This is a genomic window from Streptomyces sp. PTY087I2 (genome assembly GCF_001687325.1).
Taxonomy (GTDB): domain Bacteria; phylum Actinomycetota; class Actinomycetes; order Streptomycetales; family Streptomycetaceae; genus Streptomyces.
Window position 1 is genome coordinate 29,146 of the sequence record NZ_LZRD01000029.1, and the last position, 21,584, is coordinate 50,729.

Below are 21,584 nucleotides of genomic sequence, written 5' to 3' on the forward strand. Positions count from 1 at the left end.
TCGGGCTTGAATGCGTGGCCTTGTCTTCGCACACCCCACGGGCACCAACCCCACGGCGGAGCAGGGCGCACCCTCATGCTCGAAAAGGTAAGGAATCCCCCCATGACGTCGCAGACGACGCTGGCGAAGCCGGGCCAGGAGCCCGGCGAGCCGGACCGGCCGGACTCGTCGGACGGGCTTCAGGCAGGCCTGAAGAACCGCCACCTCTCGATGATCGCGATCGGTGGCGTGATCGGCGCCGGGCTCTTCGTCGGATCGAGCGCGGGCATCGCGGCCGCGGGTCCGGCGATTCTGATCTCGTACGCGATGGTCGGCCTGATGGTCGTCCTCGTGATGCGGATGCTCGGTGAGATGGCGGCCGCCCGGCCGAGCTCCGGCTCCTTCTCCGCCTACGCCGACCAGGCGCTGGGCCGTTGGGCCGGCTTCTCCATCGGCTGGCTGTACTGGTTCTTCTGGGTCGTGGTGCTCGCCGTCGAGGCCACGGCGGGCGCGAAGATCCTGGAGAGCTGGATCCCGGGTGTGCCCCAGTGGGCCTGGGCGCTGATCGTGATGGTCGTGCTGACCGCCACCAACCTGGTGTCGGTGGGAAGTTACGGCGAGTTCGAGTTCTGGTTCGCCGGGATCAAGGTCGTGGCGATCGCCGCGTTCGTGGTCGTCGGCTTCCTCGCCGTCTTCGGGATGCTGCCCGGTTCGGACAACCCGGGGTCGGGTCTGGCCCATCTGACGGACAGCGGCGGGTTCTTCCCCGAGGGGCCGGGCGCGATCCTGACCGGTGTGCTGATGGTCGTGTTCTCGTTCATGGGCAGTGAGATCGTGACGCTGGCCGCCGGTGAGTCGGCGGACCCGCAGCGGGCGGTGTCGAAGGCCACCAACAGCGTGATCTGGCGTATCGCCGTCTTCTACCTCGGCTCGATCTTCGTCGTGCTGACGCTGCTGCCGTGGAACGACCCGTCGATCCTGGAGAAAGGCAGCTATGTCGCCGCCCTCGACTCGATCGGGATCCCGCAGGCCGGCAACGTCATGGACTTCATCGTGCTGACGGCCGTGCTGTCCTGTCTCAACTCCGGCCTGTACACGGCCTCCCGGATGGCGTTCTCGCTCGGCGAGCGGGGCGACGCGCCGAAGTCCTTCGCCAAGGTCAACCGGCGCGGGGTGCCGCAGGCGGCGATCCTGTCCTCGGTGGTCTTCGGCTTCGTGGCGGTGTTCTTCAACTACCAGTGGCCGGACACGGTGTTCCAGTTCCTGCTGAACTCCTCCGGCGCGGTCGCGCTCTTCGTGTGGCTGGTCATCTGCTTCACCCAGCTGCGGATGCGCGGGATCATCCTGCGCGAGACCCCGGGCAAGCTGGTCGTACGGATGTGGCTCTTCCCGTACCTCACCTGGGCGACGATCGCGATGATCTCCTTCGTCCTGGTCTACATGCTGACCGACGACGCCGCCCGCGAGCAGGTCGTGCTGTCGCTGCTGGTAGCGGCTCTGGTGGTGGGCATCTCGCTGTTCCGGGAGATGCGGGACCGCAAGGCCGTCGCGAAGTAGCACCCGAGATCCGTACCCGCATGATCGATACCTGACGAAGGGTGTCAGGTTTCCCGGGGAGGCTCTTCTTCGTACCGCGCAGAACGCGAGCGAAGGAGAGCCTCCCCTCATGGTTTCCGCACCCGCCACTTTCCAGACCGGCTTCCCGATCCGGCCCGACCGGCTGATCGAGGCCCGTACCCCCGACGACGTACGGGAGGCCGTGGCGTACGCCGCCGGGCACGGGCTCCGGGTGATCGCGCACGCCACCGGGCACGGGCTGCCCGGGGCGGTCGAGGGCGGCGTCCTCGTGGTCACCAGCGGCCTGGACTCCGTCACCGTCGACCCGGTCGCCCGCACCGCCACGATCGGCGCGGGCGCGACCTGGGGCGCGGTGACCGCGGCGGCGGCCCCGCACGGTCTCGCCCCGCTCAACGGCTCGTCGCCCTCCGTGGGCGCGGTCTCGTACACGCTGGGCGGCGGACTGGGCATCCTGGCCCGGCGGTTCGGGTACGCCGCCGACCGTGTGCGGGCGCTGGAGGTGGTGACCGCCGACGGGGTCTCGCGCCGGGTCACGCCGGAGCGTGAGGCGGAGCTGTTCTGGGGGTTGCGCGGCGGTGGGCGGCGGCTGGGGGTGGTGACCTCGCTGGAGATCGGTCTGGTGGCGGTGGAGCGGCTGTACGGGGGTGCGATCGCCTTCGACGGGGAACGGGCGGCCGGGGTGATGGCCCGCTACCTGGAGTGGACCCGGACCGTGCCGGACACCCTGACGTCGTCCCTGTGCGCGCTCCCCTACCCGGACCTGCCGCAGGTGCCGGAGGAGATGCGTGGGCGGTACGTGGTCTCGGTGCGGGTGGCGTTCACGGGGGACGCGGCCGAGGGCGAGCGGCTGGTGGCCCCGCTGCGGGCGATCGGGCCGGCCCTGGCGGACTCGCTGCGGGAGATGCCGTACGCGCAGAGCCCGACGATCCACAACGACCCGCCGTTCCCGCACGCGTACTACGGGGAGGGGCTGATGCTCCAGGAGCTGGACGCGGGGCGGGCCGCGCGGGTGCTGGAGCTGACCGGGCCGGGGGCGCCGATGATGAACGTGGTGCAGCTCAATCACCTGGGCGGGGCGTTGGCCGGGCGGCCGGAGCCGGCGAGCGCGGTGCCCTACCGGGACGCGGGCTTCCTGCTGCGGCTGCTGTCGCCGCTGGACGGTACGGACGTGCCCTCGGTGCGCGCGCTGTACGGGGAGGTGTCCGGGGTGCTGGGGCCGCGTGTGCTCGGGCGGTCGCTGAACTTCTGCTTCGGCGGCGGGGACCGTACGGCCGGTTTCCATGAGCCGGAAACGGCGAAGAGGCTCGCCGGTCTGGTCTCCCAGTACGATCCGGCGGGCCTCTTCGGGGGGCCTTACGAGGGCTGAGCAGGGGTCAGCCGCGGTGGCCCAGCAACTTCCAGGTGGTCGGCAGGACGCCCATGGCCAGCGCCGCCTTGAGGGCGTCACCGATCAGGAACGGGGTGAGGCCGGCCGCGACGGCGGCGCTCATCGACATCCCGGTGGACAGCGCCAGGTAGGGCACGCCGATGGCGTAGATGATCGCGGATCCGAGGACCATCGTGCCGGCGGTCCGCAGCATCGAGCGGTCGCCGCCGCGGCGGGCCAGGGCGCCGACGACGGTGGCGGCCAGGAGCATGCCGAAGACATAGCCGAGGGACGGCATGCTCCAGCCCGAGCTGGCCTCCGCGAACCACGGCATTCCGGCCATGCCGACGAGGGCGTACAGCGCGAGGGAGAGGAAGCCGCGGCGGGCGCCCAGCGCGGTGCCGATGAGGAGCGCGGCGAAGGTCTGGCCGGTGACCGGGACCGGGGAGCCGGGCACCGGGACGGCTATCTGGGCCGCGATGCCGGTCAGGGCCGCGCCGCCGAGGACGAGGGCCGCGTCCACGGCGTAGCGGTGCCGGGCTGCGGGCAGCAGGTCGGCGAGGACCGCTCCGGAGCGGACGGGGGCGGCAGCAGTGCTCATCGGGACTCCGCGGGTGAGGGCAGGTGGGCCGGGGTGGCCCCCGGCGGTCGGGGTGGGGTCGGGCTCCCGCCGACGTTAGTCCACGGGTCAACGCCCGTTCACCATCAGCCGCCCACAAAGCGGTGGTTGATGGGTTGGTGGGATTCACACAAAGCCTGCGGCGCAATCGCGTTCCTCCGTGACACGCGTCACTGAGGTGAGGCCGTTGTCGGCGCGTTTCGGCGGGGCGGGCCCGAGGAGGCAGGGCTGTAGCTTCCCCATAAACAATCAGCTTCCGTCGGTATCGATCGATCAGGTTCCCCGGCGGCTCCGCGCACGGCTCGGGAGCGAAGGCCGTCCGCCCGGCGGAGTCCGGCGGCGGTCACCGATACCCTGTCCCGGGCTGCCTGGCCGGACAGCTCACGTGCGTGCGCGCCGACGGGGACCGCCGGGGGGCGGCGCGCAGTACGGGCGGAGCACAGGGGGGACGACGAACATGACGTTGCTTGGCGAGGACCCGCGCTCTCTGGGCTCCTACACTCTGGAGAGCAGGCTCGGAGCCGGCGGGATGGGTGTGGTGTACCTCGCCCGGACGCTGTCGGGCCGGAAGGTCGCCGTGAAGGTGATCAGACCCGAGCTGGCACAGGACCCGGGGTTCCGGGACCGCTTCCGCCGGGAGGTCGCGGCCGCGCGCCGGGTCAGCGGGGCGTTCACGGCTCCCGTGGTGGACGCCGATCCCGAGAGCGACACCCCGTGGCTGGCGACCTTGTACGTGCCCGGTCCGTCGCTGGCCGAACGGGTCCTCTCCCAAGGGCCGCTCACCGTGCCCGAGGTACGGCGGCTGGCGGCCGGGCTCGCCGAGGCGCTGCGGGACATCCACCGTGCCGGCCTGGTGCACCGGGACCTGAAGCCCGGCAATGTGCTGCTGGCCCAGGACGGCCCGCGCGTCATCGACTTCGGCATCTCCCGGGCCGCCGACGCCACCCAGCTCACGCACGCCGGGACGGTGGTGGGCACGCCTCCGTTCATGGCGCCCGAGCAGTTCCGGAGCGCGGACGTCGGACCGGCGGCCGACGTCTTCTCTCTCGGTTCGGTGCTGGTGTACGCGGCCACCGGGCACGGTCCCTTCGACGGGGACACCTCTCATGCGATCGGGTTCCGCGTCGTCTACGAACAGGCGGATCTGGCGGGCCTCTCCGAGGAGTTGTGCCGCCTGGTCGTTCCCTGCCTGGCGAAGGATCCCGCGCTGCGACCGACCGTCGAGCAACTGCTCGACGGGCTCACGCAGGCGGACCGGGAGGCCGGTGGGCATCCGGCCCCCACGCTCGCGTTCACCCGGCCCGCCCCGAAACCGGCCACCGCGCCCGCCCTTCCCTACGGCCCGCCGAGCAGCGCCCCGAACGGCGTCCGGTCGGCGCCCGCTCCCGCGGGCCGCCGTGTGAAGCGGGTATGGCTCGCCGCGGCCGCAGCCTGTGCGGTGCTGGCGGCAGCCGTTCCGCTTGTCGTCAAGGGGCTCCCGGGCGGTGACAGCGACAAGGCCGGCCCGAGCACCAGCCCGTCGGCGTCTGCCACCCATGCCCGGCCCACCGTGGATCCCTCGTGCGGCGCCGCGGGAAGTCTGCTGCGCGGAGCCGGGTCCAGCATGCAGCAGCGGGCCATGAGCAGTTGGACCGCCGGCTACACCCGCGACTGCTCGGGCGCCCAGGTCTCCTACGAGGGGAGCGGCGCCGGAGTCGGCTTCCTCGACTTCCAGACCGAGAAGAGCGACTTCGCGCTCCTCGACGACGTCATGACCCCGGCACAGGCGAAGTGGGCCGGGCGGCGATGTGGCCCGGGCGGCGCCCTCCAGATCCCCGTGACCACCCTGCCGATCGCGGTCGTGGTCAACCTGCGGGGCGTCGACGAGGTGACCGTCGACGCACGCACCTTGTCCATGATCTTCCAGGGCTCCGTCACCCGGTGGAACGACCCCATGCTCGCAGCCCTCAACCGGGGCAGGACACTGCCCGACCGGAAGATCAACACCATTCACCAACTGGGCACTTCCACCACGACGCTCGCCTTCACCCACTATCTGTCCGAGGCCGCGCCCGACATCTGGAAGTACCGGCCCTCGGGAGGCATGCCCGAGCAGACCGGCCAAGGCGCGCCGGGCCCGCAGGAGGTCGCCGAACTGGTGGCGAAGACCGAGGGATCGATCTCCTACGTGGCGATGCAGTACATGAAGTCGATGGAGCTGACGCCCGCCTACCTGGACACGGGCGGCAGCCGGCCGGTCGGCCCGACGCCGGAATCGGTGACCGCGGGAGCCGCCACGGCACAGCGCGTGACCTCCAGCGGCACCGACATGGCGATGGACATCGATCACGCCATGCGCGGCAAGGACGCGTACCCGATCGTCCGGTTCGGGTACGCCGTCCTGTGCGGTAAGGGCGACGCGGCCGGCAAGGCGGCCGGCGCGCGCGGTTTCTTCACCCACATCGTGAGCGAGGACGGCCAGCGGTCGGCCGCCGAGCTGGGCTACGGGCGGCTTCCGGACGAGCTGATCGGTCAGGTACGGGACGTGCTGCGCGCCGCGGGCTGAGACCGGTGCCGGGAGCCGCCCCGCGTCGGGCGCATGCCCCCGGTAGGCGCGTGTGCACCTTGTGTGAGTCCGGTGACCGTATAGCGGACAGTTATTCCGTGTGAGCGGTACGGATGCTTCAGACTGTGGGTTCGTCCCCTTCCGCTACCGAACAGAGTTCTTCCATGCCCCGGACCTCCGCGTCTCCCCCCACCGCAGAACCCGCGGCCCCCGCAGGGCCCTCGGCGGACTCCGCGCTCACCCACGGCCTCAAGCAGCGCCACCTGTCGATGATCGCCCTCGGCGGGGTGATCGGCGCCGGGCTCTTCGTCGGCTCGGGCGCCGGGATCGCCGCCGCCGGACCCTCGATCATCGTCGCGTACGCCATATCCGGGCTGCTCGTCATGATGGTGATGCGCATGCTCGGCGAGATGTCGGCCGCCAACCCGGCGTCCGGCTCCTTCTCCGTGCACGCCGAGCGGGCGATCGGCCCGTGGGCCGGGTTCACCGCGGGCTGGTCCTTCTGGTTCCTGCTCTGCGTCGCCGTGGGCCTGGAGGGCATCGGCGCCGCGCAGATCGTCAGCGGCTGGCTGCCGGGGACGCCGGAGTGGGCGTGGGTCGCCCTGTTCATGGTGATCTTCCTGGGCACGAACCTGGCCGCCGTGAAGAACTTCGGCGAGTTCGAGTTCTGGTTCGCCGCGCTGAAGGTCATCGCGATCACGCTGTTCCTGGTGCTCGGCCTGCTGGCGATCTTCGGCGTGCTGCCCGACACGGACGCGCCCGGCCTCGGCAACCTCACGGGTGATGGCGGCTTCCTGCCGAAGGGCACGGACGGCTTCATCATCGGACTCCTCGCCTCCGTCTTCGCGTACGGCGGTCTGGAGACCGTCACCATCGCGGCGGCCGAGTCCGAGAACCCGGTGCGGGGCGTCGCGAAGGCGGTCCGTACGGCGATGTGGCGCATCGCGGTCTTCTACATCGGCTCGATGGCGGTCATCGTCACGCTGGTCCCCTGGGACGACCCGAAGGTCGCCGAGGTCGGCCCGTTCTACGCGATGCTCGACCACCTGGGCGTCGGCAGCGCCGCGCAGATCATGAACGTGGTCATCCTCATCGCGCTGCTCTCCGCGATGAACGCCAACATCTACGGCGCGTCCCGCATGGCCCGCTCCCTGGTCGCCCGCGGCCAGGGCCCCTCCGTGCTCGGCAGGATCTCCTCCGGGGTGCCGCGCAACGCGGTGATGTTCTCCTCGGTCTTCGGGTTCCTGTGCGTGCTGCTCAGCTACTGGCGGCCGGACGACGTCTTCCCCTGGCTGCTGAACATGATCGGCGCGGCGATCCTGGTGGTGTGGATCTTCATCGCGGTCTCGCAGCTGATCCTGCGCCGGCGCACCGAGCGGGAGGCGCCGGAGACCCTGGTCGTCCGGATGTGGTTCTTCCCCATCGGCACGATCGTCGCCCTCGCGGCCATGGTGGGCATCTTCCTGCTGATGCTGCGCCAGCCGGACACCCGTGACCAGCTGCTGGCCACGGGCGGGCTGACGGTGGTGCTGATCGGCCTCGGCCTGCTGCGTCAGCGGAAGCGGGGCGACGAGGGAGCCGACGACGGTACGGGTACGGGTACGGGGTCCGGCACCGACTCGGGCTCCGGCACCGCGGCCGGGATCCCGGCGCAGCGGCGGTAGTTACGGCACGGCTGCCGCGGAGGTTGCCGTACGGCTCTCGCACGGCGGCGGGTGCGGCTCCCGCGCGGCGGCTTGTGCGGCTCCCGCTCGGCCTCTACGAACGCCGGGCTCCTCCTCGTACGATCGGGGCGGAGTCCGGCGTTTCGGCGTTACGGCCTCTCGCGCTCCGCTGCCCGCTCCCGGCGCGGCGCGCATCCGTGGCCGACAGGACATCGCAGGGCCGGGCGCCGTACCCCGGGCCGTCACCGCCGCTCGCTTCCGTGATGGCTCACCCCACCCGAGGAGCCGTCATGTCCGTTGCCCCCAGGCGCCGTTCGATCCTCCTGGCCACCGCCGCCGTCACCGCCGCGGCCACCGCCCCGGCCGTCGCCGCCCCGGTCGGCGACCGTCACCCCCACCGCCCGTCGGGCCCCCTGGTCATCGGCCATCGCGGGGCGGCGGGCTGGCGGCCCGAGCACACCGCCGACGCGTACACCTACGCCGTACGGGCCGGGGCCGACTGGATCGAGCCGGACCTCGTACCGACGAAGGACCATGTCCTGGTCGTGCGGCACGAGAACGAGATCGGCGGGACGACGGACGTCGCGGACCGCCCGGAGTTCGCGGACCGCCGCACCACGAAGACGGTCGACGGCAAGGCGGTGACCGGCTGGTTCACCGAGGACTTCACGCTGCGCGAGCTGCGGACACTGCGCACGGTGGAGCGGCTGCCGCTGGTCCGCGACCGCAACACGGTGTTCGACGGGCGGGGCAGGGTGCTGACGTTCCAGGAGGTCGTGGACCTGGCCCGGCGGCTGTCGCGGGAGTCGGGCCGGCGGATCGCGGTGTTCCCGGAGACGAAGCACCCGACGTACTTCCGCTCGATCGGACTGCCGCTGGAGGAGGAGCTGATCCGGGTGATCCGCCGCAACCGGCTGACCGCCCGGGACTGTGTCGTCCAGTCCTTCGAGCCCGGCAGCCTGCGCCGGGTGGCCGCCGCCCGCCTCGGCCTCCCGCTGTGGCAGGCGCTGGGCACGAGCGGCGGCCCGTACGGGCACGGGATCACCTACCAGGACATGATGACCCCGGCCGGGCTGCGCGAGATCGCCTCGTACGCGCAGTGGATCGGCCCGGACAAGTCCTCCCTGGTCCCGCCGAACACCCTGCTGGCGGACGCCCACGCGGCGGGCCTGAAGGTCGGCGCGTACACCTTCCGGGCGGAGAACCAGTACCTCCCGGCCGCGTACCGCCGGGGCACCGACCCGAACGCCTTCGGCGACGCGTTCGCGGAGTACGCCTTCCACTACGGGCAGGGCGTGGACGCGGTGGTGACGGACTTCCCGGACATCGCGGTGCAGGCGAGGGAGGACCTGCGGGGGTAGTGGGGGGGGGCAGTGATGAGTCGTCAAGAACACGAGAAAAGGGACATGGCCTGCCTGGCGCTCGCGCTGGTCCTTCTGCCCTTTCTCCTGGGCATCGGGTACGTGGTGGTAGTGGGGGCCTGGCGTCTCGGGCGCTTCCTCTGGACCGACGGCGGCCCCCTGCTCGCCGAGGGCGATCCGAAGGCGTGGGTCCTCCTCGGCATGGTCCTGTTCTTCGTCGCGGTGGTGGCCTTCATCACGTGGGACGCGGGCCGGAACGGCGGCCCGAACCCCCGGCCGGGCCGGAAGGTCTACCGGGGAGACGACTGGTACTGGGAGGCCGATCCGATCGAGTACCCGCGGAAGCCGAAGGACGATCCCCGGCGCCCGCCTTTCCCGTGACCTGCCGCCACCGGTCCCCCGGGCCTGAGCCTGGGCTCGGGCTCAGGCCCGGGGGACCGGACTCAGGGCCTGGCCGGCGACCTTGATCAGCCGGACGAGTCCTGGCCGACGTCTCCCGTACCGCCCCCCGTCGGCGTCGCGCCGGGCCGCTCCCCGCCGGGGCGGACGGGGCCGGCCGCCGCGCGGATGCTCTCCCGGGCGGCTTCCGCGACCGCGCCGGGCGTGATGCCGAACTCCTCGTACAGGCGCTGGTAGGCAGCGGACGCGCCGAAGTGCTCCAGGCTGACCATGCGGCCCGCGTCGCCCACGATGTCCCGCCACCCCTGGGCGACCGCCGCCTCGACGCTCACCCGGGCCCGTACGTCGGGCGGCAGCACCTCGTCCTGGTACGCGTACGGCTGGTCGGCGAACCACTCGCGGCAGGGCATCGAGACCACCCGCGCGTCGACCCCGTCGGCGGCCAGCAACTCCCGTGCCTCCAAGGCGATGTGCACCTCGGACCCGGTGCCGATGAGGATGACGTCCGGGGTGTCGCCGCGGCTGTCGGCGAGGACGTACCCGCCACGGGCGGCGCCGGACGCGGGGGCGTACGCGCCTTCGCCCGCTCCTCGCTCCAGGACGGGCAGCGGCTGCCGGGTGAGGGCGAGTCCGGCGGGCCGGTCGTGGTGCTCCAGGACGGTGCGCCAGCAGACGGAGGTCTCGTTGGCGTCGGCGGGCCGTACGACGTCGAGGCCGGGGATCGCCCGGAGTGCGGCCAGTTGCTCGACGGGCTGGTGGGTGGGGCCGTCCTCGCCGAGGCCGATGGAGTCGTGGGTCCAGACGTAGGTGACCGGCAGCTTCATCAGGGCGGCGAGGCGGACGGCCGGGCGCATGTAGTCGCTGAAGATCAGGAACGTACCGCCGTAGGGCCGGGTGAGGCTCTGGAGCGCGATGCCGTTGAGGATCGCGCCCATGGCGTGCTCGCGGATGCCGAAGTGGAGCGTACGGCCGTAGGGATTGCCCGGGAACTCGCCCGTCTGCTTCCCCTCCGGCACGAAGGACGGCTCGCCCTCCATGGTGGTGTTGTTGCTCCCCGCGAGGTCGGCCGAACCGCCCCACAGCTCGGGCAGCACGGGGGCCAGCGCGGTGAGCACATCGCCGGAGGCCTTGCGGGTGGCGATGCCCTTGGGGTCGGCGTCGAAGACGGGCAGGCTGTCGGTCCAGCCTTCGGGGAGCCGCTGTTCCCGCAGCCGGTCGAGGAGTGCGGCGCGCTCGGGGTGGGCGGCGCGCCACACCTGGTAGCGGGGCTCCCAGGCACGGTGGGCGGAGGCTCCGCGCTCGACGACCGCGCGGGCGTGCTCCAGTACGTCGTCCTCGACGGTGAAGTCGGCGTCCGGGTCGAAGCCGAGCAGCTTCTTGGTGGCGGCGACCTCGTCGTCGCCGAGCGCGGAGCCGTGGGCCTTGCCGGTGTTCTGCTTGGTGGGCGCGGGCCAGCCGATGATCGTACGCAGCAGGATCAGGGACGGCCGCCCGGTCTCGCTCTTCGCGGCCTCGACGGCGGCGAGCAGCGCGTCCACGTCCTCGACGTAGTCACCGGTGCGGGTGAAGTCGACCGTCTGGACGTGCCAGCCGTACGCGGCGTAGCGGGCGGTGACGTCCTCGCTGAAGGAGATGTCGGTGTCGTCCTCGATGGAGATGTGGTTGGAGTCGTAGAAGACGATCAGGTTGCCGAGCTCCTGGTGTCCGGCGAGCGAACTGGCCTCGGACGTCACGCCTTCCATCAGGTCGCCGTCGGAGGCGACGACGTACACATGGTGGTCGAAGGGGCTGGTGCCGGCGGGCGCGTCGGGGTCGAGGAGCCCGCGCTCCCGGCGGCCCGCCATGGCCATGCCGACGGCGGAGGCGAGCCCCTGGCCGAGCGGTCCGGTGGTGATCTCGACGCCCCGGGTGTGGCGGTACTCGGGGTGGCCGGGGGTGGTGGACCCCCAGGTGCGCAGCGCCTTCAGGTCGTCCAGCTCCATCCCGTACCCGCTCAGATAGAGCTGGATGTAGAGGGTGAGGCTGGAGTGGCCGCAGGAGAGCACGAAGCGGTCCCGGCCGATCCACTGGTCGTCGGCCGGGTCGTGCCGCATCACCTGCTGGAACAGCAGGTACGCGAGCGGGGCCAGGCTCATCGCGGTGCCCGGGTGGCCGTGGCCCGCCTTCTGCACGGCGTCGGCGGCCAGCGCCCGCACGGTGTCGACGGCGCGGACGTCGAGCGGCCCCCAGCCCGCCGCCCGAGCCAGGGGCGGGGCCAGGCGTGGATCGCGGCCACGGTCCGGGCCGTCCGTCGCTTCGGGGGCGTTGGGGGGTGCCATCGAGTCCTCCTGATCGTGGGGCCGTCGAAGGAGCAAATCACCTTTGCGGGACAAATCGGAGGAGGAGCGGCGTCCCAGGTCCTAGGCCGAAGGGCTGATCACTTCGGAACCCTCCTGCTGTTAGCCTGCTTCTGCACATAGATTGCAATAACAACTGGACGGCATTCCCAGCAGTCGGAGGGTTCGAACCATGGCCACGTACACGCTCCCGGAACTCCCGTACGACTACGCGGCGCTCGAACCGGTCATCAATCCGCAGATCATCGAGCTGCACCACGACAAGCACCACGCCGCGTACGTCAAGGGCGCGAACGACACCCTGGAGCAGCTGGAAGAGGCCCGCGACAAGGAGGCCTGGGGCGCGATCAACGGCCTCCAGAAGAACCTCGCGTTTCATCTCTCCGGCCACATCCTGCACTCGATCTACTGGCACAACATGACCGGCGACGGCGGCGGCGAGCCCCTCGCGGCGGACGGCGTGGGCGACCTCGCCGACGCGATCACCGAGTCCTTCGGCTCGTACGCGGGCTTCAAGTCCCAGCTGACGAAGGCCGCGGCCACCACGCAGGGTTCGGGCTGGGGCGTGCTCGCGTACGAGCCCGTCAGCGGCAAGCTGATCGTCGAGCAGGTCTACGACCACCAGGGCAACGTCGGCCAGGGCTCGGTCCCGATCCTGGTCTTCGACGCCTGGGAGCACGCCTTCTACCTTCAGTACAAGAACCAGAAGGTGGACTTCATCGAGGCGATGTGGCAGGTCGTCAACTGGCAGGACGTGGCCAAGCGTTACGCCGCGGCCAAGGAGCGGGTGGACGTGCTGCTGCTCGCTCCCTGAGCGCCGCCGGTCCACCGGATACGTCCTGCCTCGTGATCGTCTTCTCAACCTTCACTTCGGCAGGCGGATGAACGGAGAGCCCTCGCGAGGACGTGACTCGCGGGGGCTTTCCCATGCCGAGCATTTAGCCATTTAGCTCATGTGCTAAAAATACAAGCATGAACTCCCCCGCCGTTCCAGCCGATGACGAGGCGAGCGCCTTCCGCGCGCTGGCCGATCCCACCCGCCGCCAGATCCTGGAGGACCTGCGGGGCGGCGAGCTGGCCGCCGGGGAGATCGCGCGCCGGTTCTCGATCAGCGCCCCGTCGATCTCGCGCCATCTGGGCGTGCTCAAGGGAGCGGGGCTCGTCACCGAGCGCCGGGACGCCAATCGCATCCTCTACTCGCTCGCCGAGGAACGGCTCGCCCTGTGCGTGGGCCGTTTCCTCAGCACGGTCTGCCCCGAGCAGATCGTGCTCCGCAACACGAAGTGGCGCTCCGCGCCGGAAGGCGACGCCTCATGATCAGACCCCGGCTGTCCAGCGTCATCGAACGCCGCCTGCTGGTGAACTACCGGGTGGACCCGTACGTGGCGGCGGCGCTGCTGCCCGCGCCACTGCGGCCCCAGTTGATACGCGGCCGGGCAGTGGCCGGAATCTGCCTCCTCCGCATCGGCGGGGTCCGCCCCGGCTGGGCCCCGGCCGCGACCGGGCTGACGAGCGAGAACGCGGCGCACCGGATCTCCGTGGAGTGGGACGGCCCGGACGGCGTCGAGCGGGGCGTGTACATCCCGCGCCGCGACACCGCCTCCCGCCTGAACGCCTTCGCGGGCGGCCGGATCTACCCGGGCGAGCACGGCCGCGCGGACTTCACGGTGCGGGAGGACCCTGACGCCGTACGGGTGGCCTTCGCGACCCGGGACGGCGAGGTGGAGGTGGACGCCACGGTGGAGCCGGCCGAAGAACTGCACGGCAGCGGCCTGTTCACGGACCTGGCGGAGGCGTCGGAGTTCTTCCGCCGGGGCAGCCGGGGCCTCTCCCCAACGCGGCCGGCACCCACCTGGACGTCCTCGAACTGTCCACGCCCGCCTGGAAGGTGACTGCGGGCCGCCTCCGCCACGTACGCTCCACGTTCTTCGAGGACCTGGACCGCTTCCCGCCGGGCAGCGCGGTGCTGGACAGCGCGCTGGTGATGCGGGGCGTGGCAGCGGACTGGACCCAGGGGGAGCCGTTCCGGGTGGGGTGCGGGGCGGGGGTGGCATAGGTCGGGCTACGGGAGGCGGCCGGGCGGAAATTGTCGGCGGATCAGTGGGCCCGGATGCCACGATGACGCCATGAGTTCTGCCCCCACCCCCGTCCCGGCGGACCCCACCGTCCTGCACCCGATGCCCGGCCAGCCGCGCGTGGTGCAGCTGAAGCCGCTGGTGACCTCGGAGCTGGTGGAGGTCGGCGACTACTCGTACTACGACGACCCCGAGCACGCCACGGAGTTCGAGACGCGGAACGTGCTCTACCACTACGGCCCGGAGCGCCTGGTGATCGGCAAGTTCTGCGCGGTGGCGACGGGGGTGCGGTTCATCATGAACGGCTCCAACCACCGTATGGACGGCCCGTCCACGTTCCCGTTCCCGACCCTCGGCGGCTCCTGGACCGACCATTTCGACCTGCTGACGGGCCTGCCCAACCGGGGCGACACCGTGATCGGCAACGACGTCTGGATCGGCTACGAGGCGGTGATCATGCCGGGCGTCCGCATCGGGCACGGCGCGATCGTCAGCGCCCGGTCCGTGGTGGTCTCGGACGTCCCGGACTACGGCATCGTCGGCGGCAACCCGGCCCGTCTGATCCGTACCCGGTACGAGGAGGAGGACATCGCGCGCCTGCTGGCGGTGGCCTGGTGGGACTGGCCGGCGGAGCACCTGACGCGCCATATCCGTACGGTGATGTCGGGCACGGTGGCGGAGCTGGAAGCGGCAGCGCCTAGAACCTGAGCTTGAACCCGTCGTGGCTGCGGGTGAAGCCGAGCCCGGCGTAGAAGCGGTGCGCCTGCTCGCGCTGCTTGTTGCTCGTCAGCTGGACCAGCCCGCAGCCCCGCGCACGGACCCGCGCGATCGCCCGCTCCATCAGGATCCGGCCCAGCCCACCACCCCGCCGGTCCGCACGAATCCGTACGGCCTCGATCAGGGCCCGTTCGGCACCCCCCTGACCGAGCCCGGGGATGTACGTCACCTGAAGACATCCGACAACCGCCCCGCCAACCCGCTCGTCGGCGTCCTCGACCAGGACCAGCATCTCGTTGCGCGGATCCGCGTCGATCGCCGCGAAGGCGCGCTCGTACGCCTCCGTGACCGCGACGGCCGCCGGATCCACGACCCGCTCCTCATCGGCGAGCAGAGCGAGCACCGCGGGCAGGTCGGCACGGGTCGCGGGACGCAAGGCGAGTACGAGGGCGGGTTCAGCAGGCATATCGCCGACCCTAACCGGTCGGGTCCGGAGCTCCGCCGGAGGCTGACGGGCTCCGCCGGGGCAACGGCTAGGACGACCCCGGCAATCGGGACCAGAAGTGGTCGACGATGTTGTCGATGTAGCGGCGGCCGTCCTCGCCCGATGCTGTCGTGCCGCCCGCCCGGCTCAGGGTGGCCGTCATCAGGGCCTGGTAGTCCTGTTGCATGGCCTGCAAGGGGGCCTTCAGGTCGCGGCGGTCCATGGAGACCAGCTTGGCTATGTCGCGGACGTGGGCCTGCCAGCGGGTGGAGACCGCCTCGGTGAGGAGTCGGGCCAGTTCCTCTTCCAGTCTGGTGATCGCGATGAAGTCGCGGGGAGGCAGGCGGAGGACCTCGCCGAGCTTGGTCGACTGCCGTTTGTCGCCGGTCCATTGACCGGCCTCCTCCATGTACAGGTACGCGTCCAGGGTCAGGCCCGTGGCGCGTGCGACGTCCTCGGCCGAGACGCCTCTCGCGATGCGGTGTTCGAGCAGGGTGCTCGGGTGACCCATCAGTTCACCCGGTTGGCACCACAACGCGCCTGCCAGGGCTGTGAGTTCACCCGCGTCCGGGACGTGCGTGCCGCGTTCCCACGCGATCACGTGCTCGGGGGTGATGTGCGAGGTACCGAAGGACGCGCGCATGCCGTAGGCGACATGACCGGGGGCCATTCCGAGCTTCTCGCGCAAGGCGCGCGCTGCCCGCGCGTTGAAGGGGAGTGGTGGGTGCACACACGGAGAGTAGGGGAGTTGTCACCGGCACTTCCATGCCCTCTGTCGGCTGACTGCCGGTTTGGCGGCAAAGGTCGCCGTCGATTCCGTAGGAAAGCACAGGAGCGAAAGGGTGCCAACTAGACGCTCTACGCGGGTAGTTGCGCTCCCGTCAGTGCCGCGTATGATCCGCTCGCAAGGTGCCGCATGTGCGTTCGCACAGTGCCTGCCACGCGCTTCGGGCAGCCGTCGGCGCCCACCCGTCCCCCTCATTCGTTCGCATGCCCAGGAGACTCCGTCATGCACGCCAGCCCGACCAGCCCACCGCCGCCCGACGCGAAGCCCGCCGCATCGGGGGGCGCCGTCGACCGGTTCTTCCGCATCAGCGAACGCGGCTCGTCCTACATACGGGAGATACGCGGTGGATTCGCCACGTTCTTCACGATGGCGTACATCCTCGTGCTCAACCCGATCATCCTCGGCGGGGCCGAGGACAAGTTCGGTGAGCAGCTGGACAGCGTGCAGTTGGTGACCGCCACCGCTCTGGTCGCCGCGGTGATGACGCTGATCATGGGTGTGGGCGGCAACCTGCCGCTGGCCCTGGCGGCGGGGCTTGGCATCAACGCCGTCGTGGCCTTCCAGATCGCGCCCCTGATGAGCTGGGAAGACGCGATGGGTCTCATCGTGCTCGAGGGGCTGCTGATCTGTGTTCTGGTGATGACCGGGCTGCGCGAGGCGATCATGCACGCCATTCCGCAGCCCCTGAAGCAGGCGATCAGCGTCGGCATCGGTCTGTTCATCGCCTTCATCGGTTTCGTGGACGCCGGGTTCGTCACCCGTATCCCCGATGCCGCGAACTCCACCGTGCCCGTCCAGCTCGGCACCGGCACGCTCACCGGCTGGCCGATGCTCGTCTTCTGCCTCGGCGTGCTCCTGACGATCGTCCTGGTCACCCGGAAGGTGAAGGGCGCGATCCTCATCAGCATCGTCCTGATGACCGCAATCGCCATCGTCATCAACGAGATCGCCGACATCAAGGCCTGGGGCCTGACCTCGCCCTCGATCCCCGGCAACCCCGTCGCCGCGCCCGACTTCGGGCTGCTGTGGCATTTCGATCTGCTCGGGTCGTTCGGTCAGGTCAGCGTGCTGACGGTCGTCCTGCTCATCTTCACCCTGATCCTGTCCGACTTCTTCGACACGATGGGCACCGTCGTGGGTGTCACGGCGGAGGCCGGTCTCCTCGACGAGCGGGGCCAGGTGCCCGGTCTCGGCCGCGTCCTGCTGATCGACGGTGCTGCCGCCGTCGTCGGTGGCGCCACGTCCTCGTCGTCGGCCACCACCTACATCGAGTCGGCGGCGGGTGTCGGCGAAGGGGCCCGCACCGGCTTCGCCAACCTGATCACCGGCGGGCTGTTCGCGCTCGCCCTCTTCCTCACGCCCGTCCTCACCATCGTGCCGATGCAGGCGGCAGCGCCCGCCCTCGTCGTGGTCGGGTTCCTCATGATGACCCAGGTCAAGCACATCGACTGGGACCGCTACGACGTGGCCATCCCGGCCTTCCTCACCATCGTCGTCATGCCGTTCACCTACTCCATCACCAACGGCATCGGCGCCGGCTTCGTCGCCTACGTGATCATCAAGTCGTGCCTGGGCAAGGCGCGCGAGGTGCACTGGCTGCTGTGGGGCACCGCGGTGCTCTTCCTCATCTACTTCCTCATCGATCCGTTGGAGCAGGTGCTGGGCATGAAGTAGCGGGAGACCGGGGAGGACCGGCGGGCGCCGGCGGCAGTCAGTGGCCGCCCGCGTCCGCCAGGCAGAACTCGTTGCCCTCGGGGTCCTTCAGGACCGTCCAGGTCATCCCCTGCATCGACTGCTCGCCGACGACGGTCGCGCCCAGCTTCGCCAGGCGCTCCACGTCGGCCGGGCGGTCGGGCGAGGCGAAGTCGATGTGCACCCGGTTCTTGCCGGGCCTGGGCTCGGGCACCCGCTGGAAGCCGAGGACCAGCGGGGTGGCCGCGAGCACGACGAACGCGTCGTAGTCCTGGGTGTCCTCGACACCGAGCGCCTCGGCCCACCAGGCGGCCAGGGCCTGGGGGTCGGCGCAGTCGATCGTGATCATCTCCGGTGAGATTCGCATGCTCCTCACCGTACGGCGCACCACTGACAACGCCCTGCGGCCCGGGGCCCCGTGGGGCCGCTCAGACCAGGGCCGGCTCCGTCAGTGCGGCGGCCCCGGCCGCCTCGCCCGCGCGTATCCGCATGGGGGCAGTGTCCCCCATGCGGATATCCCCCGGCGGCCGGTGTCAGTCGAAGATCGGGCCCTGCGTCCGGGTGCGCTTGATCTCGTAGAAACCGGGGATGGAGGCGACCAGCAGCGTGCCGTCCCAGAGCTTCGCCGCGTCCTCGCCCTTGGGGGCGGGGGTGACGACCGGGCCGAAGAAGGCGACCTGCTCGCCGTCCGCTCCGGGGACCGCGATGACCGGGGTGCCGACCTCCTGGCCGACCTTCTCGATGCCCTCCTGGTGGGAGGCGCGCAGCTCGGTGTCGTACGTGTCCTTGTCGGCGTACTCCGCGAGATCCTCCGGCAGGCCGGCGTCCTTCAGCGCGGCGGCCACGGCCTCGCGGGTGGGGCCTTCGCCGTTGTTGTGGAAGCGGGTGCCGAGCGCGGTGTAGAGGGGGCCGAGCACATCGTCGCCGTGGAGCTGCTGGGCGGCGATGGCGACCCGGACCGGGCCCCACGCCTGGTTCGCCAGCATGTCCCGGTACTCCTCGGGCAGCTCGTCCAGCTTGTCCTCGTTCAGGACGGCCAGGCTCATCACGTGCCAGCGGACCTCGACGTCACGGACCTTCTCGACCTCCAGCATCCAGCGCGAGGTCATCCACGCCCAGGGACAGAGCGGGTCGAACCAGAAGTCGACCGGGGTCTTGCCGTTCGCCGGGGTGTTCTCGGACATGTCTCTCCTCTGAAGGGCGTGTTCACAGCAGGGCGTGACGCACGGAGGGCGTGTTCACCTTCGAACGAGAACGCCTCCCGGGGGCGACCCATTCCCTGCCTGCCACCGCGCGAGGACGCATGCAAGGATCAATGGGTTCGAACACGACACAAGACGCGCGTCACGAAGGAGTGCCCGTGCCCGGTGAAAACCTGTCCCGCGACGAGGCCCAGAAGAGGGCCGAGCTGCTGACCGTCGACGGTTACGAGGTCGCTCTCGACCTGCGGTCCGCCGTCGGTGAGCCCGAGGGGGCCGACGGGGACGGCGGTCCGCTGACGTTCCGGTCACTCACCACGATCCGGTTCCGCTCCGCCCGGGCCGGCGCCTCGACCTTCGCCGACCTGGTCGCGCCGGGTGTGGACGCCGTGACGCTGAACGGGAAGCCCCTGGACCCTGCTCTCGTGTTCGACGGTGCCCGGGTGGCCCTGGACGGGCTCCTGGAGGGCGAGAACGTCCTCGTGGTCGACGCCCGCTGCGCGTACAGCAGGACCGGCGAGGGCATGCACCGCTTCGTCGACCCGGAGGACGGCGAGGTCTACCTGTACACGCAGTACGAGCCGGCCGACGCCCGCCGCGTCTTCGCCAACTTCGAACAGCCCGACCTGAAGGCCCCCTACCGCTTCCAGGTCACCGCTCCCGAGAGCTGGCGGGTCTGGTCCAACGGGGCCGAGGAGTCGCGGGAGGGCGGGGTGTGGACCTTCGCCGAGACCAAGCCGATCTCCACCTACATCACGGCCGTCGTCGCCGGTCCGTACCACTACGTGAGCGACCACTACAGCCGTACGTTCGACGACGGCACCACGCTGGACATCCCGCTCGGCGCGATGTGCCGCAAGGGGCTCGCCAAGCACTTCGACGCGGACGACATCTTCCTGGTCACCAAGCAGGGCCTGGACTTCTTCCACGACAACTTCGACTTCCCCTACCCCTTCGGGAAGTACGACCAGGCGTTCGTGCCCGAGTACAACCTCGGGGCCATGGAGAACCCGGGCATGGTCACCTTCCGCGAGGAGTACATCTACCGCGGCAAGGTCACATCCGCGGCCTACGAGCGGCGGGCCAACGTCATCCTGCACGAGATGGCGCACATGTGGTTCGGCGACCTGGTCACCATGGAGTGGTGGGACGACCTGTGGCTGAAGGAGTCCTTCGCGGACTTCATGGGCTCCTTCTCGATGGTCGAGTCGACCCGTTTCACCAACGGCTGGATCACCTTCGCCAACAACCGCAAGGCCTGGGCCTACCGCGCCGACCAGCTGCCCTCCACGCACCCGATCACGGCCGACATCCGTGACCTGGAGGACGCCAAGCTGAACTTCGACGGGATCACGTACGCCAAGGGCGCCTCCGTGCTCAAGCAGCTGGTGGCGTACGTGGGGCGGGACGCGTTCCTCGAAGGCGCGCGGCGCTACTTCAAGAGCCACGCGTACGGCAACACCCGGCTCGGGGACCTGCTGTCGGTACTCGCCGAGACCTCCGGCCGTGACATGACCGCCTGGTCGCGTTCCTGGCTCCAGACGGCGGGCGTCAACGTGCTCACCCCGGTGCCGGTGTACGACGCGGCGGGCGTCCTCACCGAGCTGGCCGTCGTCCAGGAGGCCGCCGCCTCGCACCCCGAGCTGCGCCCGCACCGCGTCGCGGTCGGCCTGTACCGGCGTACGCCCGAGGGCGAGCTGACGCGGTACGCGCGCGCCGAGGTGGACGTGGCCGGCGAGCGGACCGTGGTGGCGGAGCTGGCCGGCTCCGAGCGGCCCGATCTGATCCTGGTCAACGACGACGACCTCACGTACTGCAAGGTCCGCTTCGACGAGGGGTCGCTGGCCACGCTCCGCGACCACCTGGGCGGGATCGCGGACCCGCTGGCCCGTGCCCTGTGCTGGTCGGCCCTGTGGGGTCTGACCCGGGACGCGGTTCTGCCGGCCCGCGACTTCGTCGCGCTGGTGCTGGCGCACGCCGGGCGCGAGAGCGACATCGGCGTGCTCCAGATGCTGCACACCTGGGCGCAGTCGGCGCTGGTCGACTACGTGGCCCCCGACTGGCGCGAGGAGGGCGGCCGGGCGCTGGCCGAGGGCGCGCTGCGCGAGCTGCGGGCCGCCGAGCCGGGCAGCCAGCACCAGCTGGCCTGGGCTCGCTTCTTCGCGGCGGTCGCCTCGTCCGATGAGGACTTCCGGCTGCTGGGCGGGCTGCTGGACGGCACGGCCCGGATCGACGGTCTCGACGTCGAGCAGGAGCTGCGCTGGGCCTTCCTCTCCCCGCTCGCCTCGCACGGGGTGGCGAACGAGGCGGCGATCGACGCCGAACTGGCCCGCGACGACACGGCGTCCGGCAAGCGTCACCACGTACGGTGCCTGGCCTCGCGGCCGTCGGAGGCGGTGAAGGCGCAGGCGTGGGCGGCGGTCGTGGAGTCGGACAAGCTGTCCAACGCGCTGGTCGAGGCGACGATCGCGGGCTTCGGGCAGTCCTCGCAGCGGGAGCTGCTGGCCCCGTACGCCCGGCGCTACTTCGAGGTGATCGAGCGGATCTGGGCGGAGCGGTCCATCCAGATCGGCATGCATGTGGTGCGGGGGATGTTCCCGGCTCTCCAGGACAGCCCCGCGACCCTCGCGGCGACCGACGCCTGGCTCAACGAGCACGAGGACGCGGCCCCGGCGCTACGACGGCTGGTGCTGGAGTCCCGGGACGATCTCGCGCGGTCGCTGCGCGCGCAGGAGTGCGACCGGGCCGCGTGACCACGGGGGCGTGACCGGAGGGGCGTGATC

The 21,584-nt window shown here is 70.8% G+C and carries 17 protein-coding genes and 1 pseudogene; 12 read left to right on the forward strand and 6 right to left on the reverse strand.

The genetic code is table 11. From position 1 onward, the window contains the following. Window positions 1-102 precede the first annotated feature (102 nt). On the forward strand, window positions 103-1,536 hold the full coding sequence (locus A3Q37_RS28490; protein ID WP_065488703.1) for an amino acid permease: 1,434 nt from the start codon (window positions 103-105) through the stop codon (window positions 1,534-1,536). A 109-nt stretch (window positions 1,537-1,645) separates the two neighbouring features. Continuing rightward, window positions 1,646-2,923 carry an FAD-binding oxidoreductase gene (locus A3Q37_RS28495; RefSeq protein ID WP_065488706.1) on the forward strand — a complete coding sequence of 426 codons (1,278 nt, stop codon included), beginning with the start codon at window positions 1,646-1,648 and terminating at the stop codon, window positions 2,921-2,923. 7 nt (window positions 2,924-2,930) lie between these two features. Here A3Q37_RS28495 and A3Q37_RS28500 read toward each other — a convergent pair whose 3' ends face one another. Further along, the gene (locus A3Q37_RS28500; RefSeq protein ID WP_065488710.1) at window positions 2,931-3,524 is read right to left on the reverse strand and encodes a biotin transporter BioY; all 594 of its coding nucleotides are present in this window, start codon (window positions 3,522-3,524) and stop codon (window positions 2,931-2,933) included. Between the two features lie 475 nt (window positions 3,525-3,999). On the opposite strand from A3Q37_RS28500, the gene A3Q37_RS28505 reads away from it, so the two are divergent. The 4 genes from A3Q37_RS28505 to A3Q37_RS28520 all read left to right on the forward strand — a co-directional run bounded on the left by A3Q37_RS28505 (window position 4,000) and on the right by A3Q37_RS28520 (window position 9,493). After that, window positions 4,000-6,087 (forward strand): serine/threonine-protein kinase, encoded by a 2,088-nt coding sequence (locus A3Q37_RS28505; protein WP_079138026.1) that lies wholly within the window; start codon window positions 4,000-4,002, stop codon window positions 6,085-6,087. 164 nt (window positions 6,088-6,251) lie between these two features. Further along, complete coding sequence (locus A3Q37_RS28510) at window positions 6,252-7,751, forward strand: amino acid permease (protein WP_065488715.1); 1,500 nt, start codon at window positions 6,252-6,254, stop codon at window positions 7,749-7,751. Between the two features lie 290 nt (window positions 7,752-8,041). Beyond that, window positions 8,042-9,112, forward strand: a complete 1,071-nt coding sequence (locus A3Q37_RS28515; RefSeq protein ID WP_065488720.1) for a glycerophosphodiester phosphodiesterase family protein — start codon at window positions 8,042-8,044, stop codon at window positions 9,110-9,112. A 15-nt stretch (window positions 9,113-9,127) separates the two neighbouring features. Further along, window positions 9,128-9,493 carry a hypothetical protein gene (locus tag A3Q37_RS28520; protein ID WP_255311974.1) on the forward strand — a complete coding sequence of 122 codons (366 nt, stop codon included), beginning with the start codon at window positions 9,128-9,130 and terminating at the stop codon, window positions 9,491-9,493. An 86-nt stretch (window positions 9,494-9,579) separates the two neighbouring features. Here the strand turns inward: A3Q37_RS28520 and tkt are convergent, their stop codons facing one another. Continuing rightward, window positions 9,580-11,829 carry a transketolase gene (tkt, locus tag A3Q37_RS28525; protein ID WP_065488728.1) on the reverse strand — a complete coding sequence of 750 codons (2,250 nt, stop codon included), beginning with the start codon at window positions 11,827-11,829 and terminating at the stop codon, window positions 9,580-9,582. A gap of 190 nt (window positions 11,830-12,019) precedes the next feature. On the opposite strand from tkt, the gene A3Q37_RS28530 reads away from it, so the two are divergent. The 4 genes and pseudogenes from A3Q37_RS28530 (at window position 12,020) to A3Q37_RS28545 (ending at window position 14,630) form a co-directional block, all read left to right on the forward strand. Next, entirely contained in the window at window positions 12,020-12,661 is a 642-nt protein-coding gene (locus A3Q37_RS28530; RefSeq protein WP_006124434.1) for a superoxide dismutase, read from the forward strand. Between the two features lie 158 nt (window positions 12,662-12,819). Further along, window positions 12,820-13,164, forward strand: coding sequence for a metalloregulator ArsR/SmtB family transcription factor (locus tag A3Q37_RS28535; protein ID WP_065488729.1), 345 nt, complete (start codon window positions 12,820-12,822; stop codon window positions 13,162-13,164). Further along, window positions 13,161-13,903 (forward strand): annotated as a pseudogene (locus A3Q37_RS28540) (DUF2071 domain-containing protein). The gene A3Q37_RS28535 and the pseudogene A3Q37_RS28540 overlap by 4 nt, the downstream one beginning before the upstream one ends. Before the next feature lie 70 nt (window positions 13,904-13,973). Further along, window positions 13,974-14,630 carry a CatB-related O-acetyltransferase gene (locus A3Q37_RS28545; protein WP_079138027.1) on the forward strand — a complete coding sequence of 219 codons (657 nt, stop codon included), beginning with the start codon at window positions 13,974-13,976 and terminating at the stop codon, window positions 14,628-14,630. Here A3Q37_RS28545 and A3Q37_RS28550 read toward each other — a convergent pair. Both A3Q37_RS28550 and A3Q37_RS28555 read right to left on the reverse strand, forming a co-directional pair. After that, window positions 14,620-15,105 (reverse strand): GNAT family N-acetyltransferase, encoded by a 486-nt coding sequence (locus A3Q37_RS28550; protein WP_065488734.1) that lies wholly within the window; start codon window positions 15,103-15,105, stop codon window positions 14,620-14,622. The genes A3Q37_RS28545 and A3Q37_RS28550 overlap by 11 nt on opposite strands. Window positions 15,106-15,172: 67 nt before the next feature. After that, complete coding sequence (locus tag A3Q37_RS28555) at window positions 15,173-15,793, reverse strand: transcriptional regulator (protein ID WP_065488736.1); 621 nt, start codon at window positions 15,791-15,793, stop codon at window positions 15,173-15,175. A 339-nt stretch (window positions 15,794-16,132) separates the two neighbouring features. On the opposite strand from A3Q37_RS28555, the gene A3Q37_RS28560 reads away from it, so the two are divergent. Next, window positions 16,133-17,584 (forward strand): NCS2 family permease, encoded by a 1,452-nt coding sequence (locus A3Q37_RS28560; protein WP_065488738.1) that lies wholly within the window; start codon window positions 16,133-16,135, stop codon window positions 17,582-17,584. 37 nt (window positions 17,585-17,621) lie between these two features. On the opposite strand, the gene A3Q37_RS28565 is transcribed toward A3Q37_RS28560, so the two are convergent. Further along, window positions 17,622-17,969 carry a VOC family protein gene (locus A3Q37_RS28565; RefSeq protein WP_065488748.1) on the reverse strand — a complete coding sequence of 116 codons (348 nt, stop codon included), beginning with the start codon at window positions 17,967-17,969 and terminating at the stop codon, window positions 17,622-17,624. A 166-nt stretch (window positions 17,970-18,135) separates the two neighbouring features. Next, window positions 18,136-18,786 (reverse strand): DsbA family protein, encoded by a 651-nt coding sequence (locus tag A3Q37_RS28570; protein WP_065488749.1) that lies wholly within the window; start codon window positions 18,784-18,786, stop codon window positions 18,136-18,138. A gap of 176 nt (window positions 18,787-18,962) precedes the next feature. On the opposite strand from A3Q37_RS28570, the gene pepN reads away from it, so the two are divergent. Continuing rightward, on the forward strand, window positions 18,963-21,554 hold the full coding sequence (gene pepN, locus A3Q37_RS28575) for an aminopeptidase N (RefSeq protein ID WP_065488750.1): 2,592 nt from the start codon (window positions 18,963-18,965) through the stop codon (window positions 21,552-21,554). Window positions 21,555-21,584 lie beyond the last annotated feature (30 nt).

What these genes read in the sequence shown, in the direction of transcription:
- A3Q37_RS28490 (WP_065488703.1), top strand. Translation starts at nt 103, where the DNA reads ATGACGTCGCAGACGACGCTGGCGAAGCCGGGCCAGGAGCCCGGCGAG.
- A3Q37_RS28495 (WP_065488706.1), top strand. Translation starts at nt 1,646, where the DNA reads ATGGTTTCCGCACCCGCCACTTTCCAGACCGGCTTCCCGATCCGGCCC.
- A3Q37_RS28500 (WP_065488710.1), bottom strand. Translation starts at nt 3,524, where the DNA reads ATGAGCACTGCTGCCGCCCCCGTCCGCTCCGGAGCGGTCCTCGCCGAC.
- A3Q37_RS28505 (WP_079138026.1), top strand. Translation starts at nt 4,000, where the DNA reads ATGACGTTGCTTGGCGAGGACCCGCGCTCTCTGGGCTCCTACACTCTG.
- A3Q37_RS28510 (WP_065488715.1), top strand. Translation starts at nt 6,252, where the DNA reads ATGCCCCGGACCTCCGCGTCTCCCCCCACCGCAGAACCCGCGGCCCCC.
- A3Q37_RS28515 (WP_065488720.1), top strand. Translation starts at nt 8,042, where the DNA reads ATGTCCGTTGCCCCCAGGCGCCGTTCGATCCTCCTGGCCACCGCCGCC.
- A3Q37_RS28520 (WP_255311974.1), top strand. Translation starts at nt 9,128, where the DNA reads ATGAGTCGTCAAGAACACGAGAAAAGGGACATGGCCTGCCTGGCGCTC.
- tkt (WP_065488728.1), bottom strand. Translation starts at nt 11,829, where the DNA reads ATGGCACCCCCCAACGCCCCCGAAGCGACGGACGGCCCGGACCGTGGC.
- A3Q37_RS28530 (WP_006124434.1), top strand. Translation starts at nt 12,020, where the DNA reads ATGGCCACGTACACGCTCCCGGAACTCCCGTACGACTACGCGGCGCTC.
- A3Q37_RS28535 (WP_065488729.1), top strand. Translation starts at nt 12,820, where the DNA reads ATGAACTCCCCCGCCGTTCCAGCCGATGACGAGGCGAGCGCCTTCCGC.
- A3Q37_RS28545 (WP_079138027.1), top strand. Translation starts at nt 13,974, where the DNA reads ATGAGTTCTGCCCCCACCCCCGTCCCGGCGGACCCCACCGTCCTGCAC.
- A3Q37_RS28550 (WP_065488734.1), bottom strand. Translation starts at nt 15,105, where the DNA reads ATGCCTGCTGAACCCGCCCTCGTACTCGCCTTGCGTCCCGCGACCCGT.
- A3Q37_RS28555 (WP_065488736.1), bottom strand. Translation starts at nt 15,793, where the DNA reads ATGGCCCCCGGTCATGTCGCCTACGGCATGCGCGCGTCCTTCGGTACC.
- A3Q37_RS28560 (WP_065488738.1), top strand. Translation starts at nt 16,133, where the DNA reads ATGCACGCCAGCCCGACCAGCCCACCGCCGCCCGACGCGAAGCCCGCC.
- A3Q37_RS28565 (WP_065488748.1), bottom strand. Translation starts at nt 17,969, where the DNA reads ATGCGAATCTCACCGGAGATGATCACGATCGACTGCGCCGACCCCCAG.
- A3Q37_RS28570 (WP_065488749.1), bottom strand. Translation starts at nt 18,786, where the DNA reads ATGTCCGAGAACACCCCGGCGAACGGCAAGACCCCGGTCGACTTCTGG.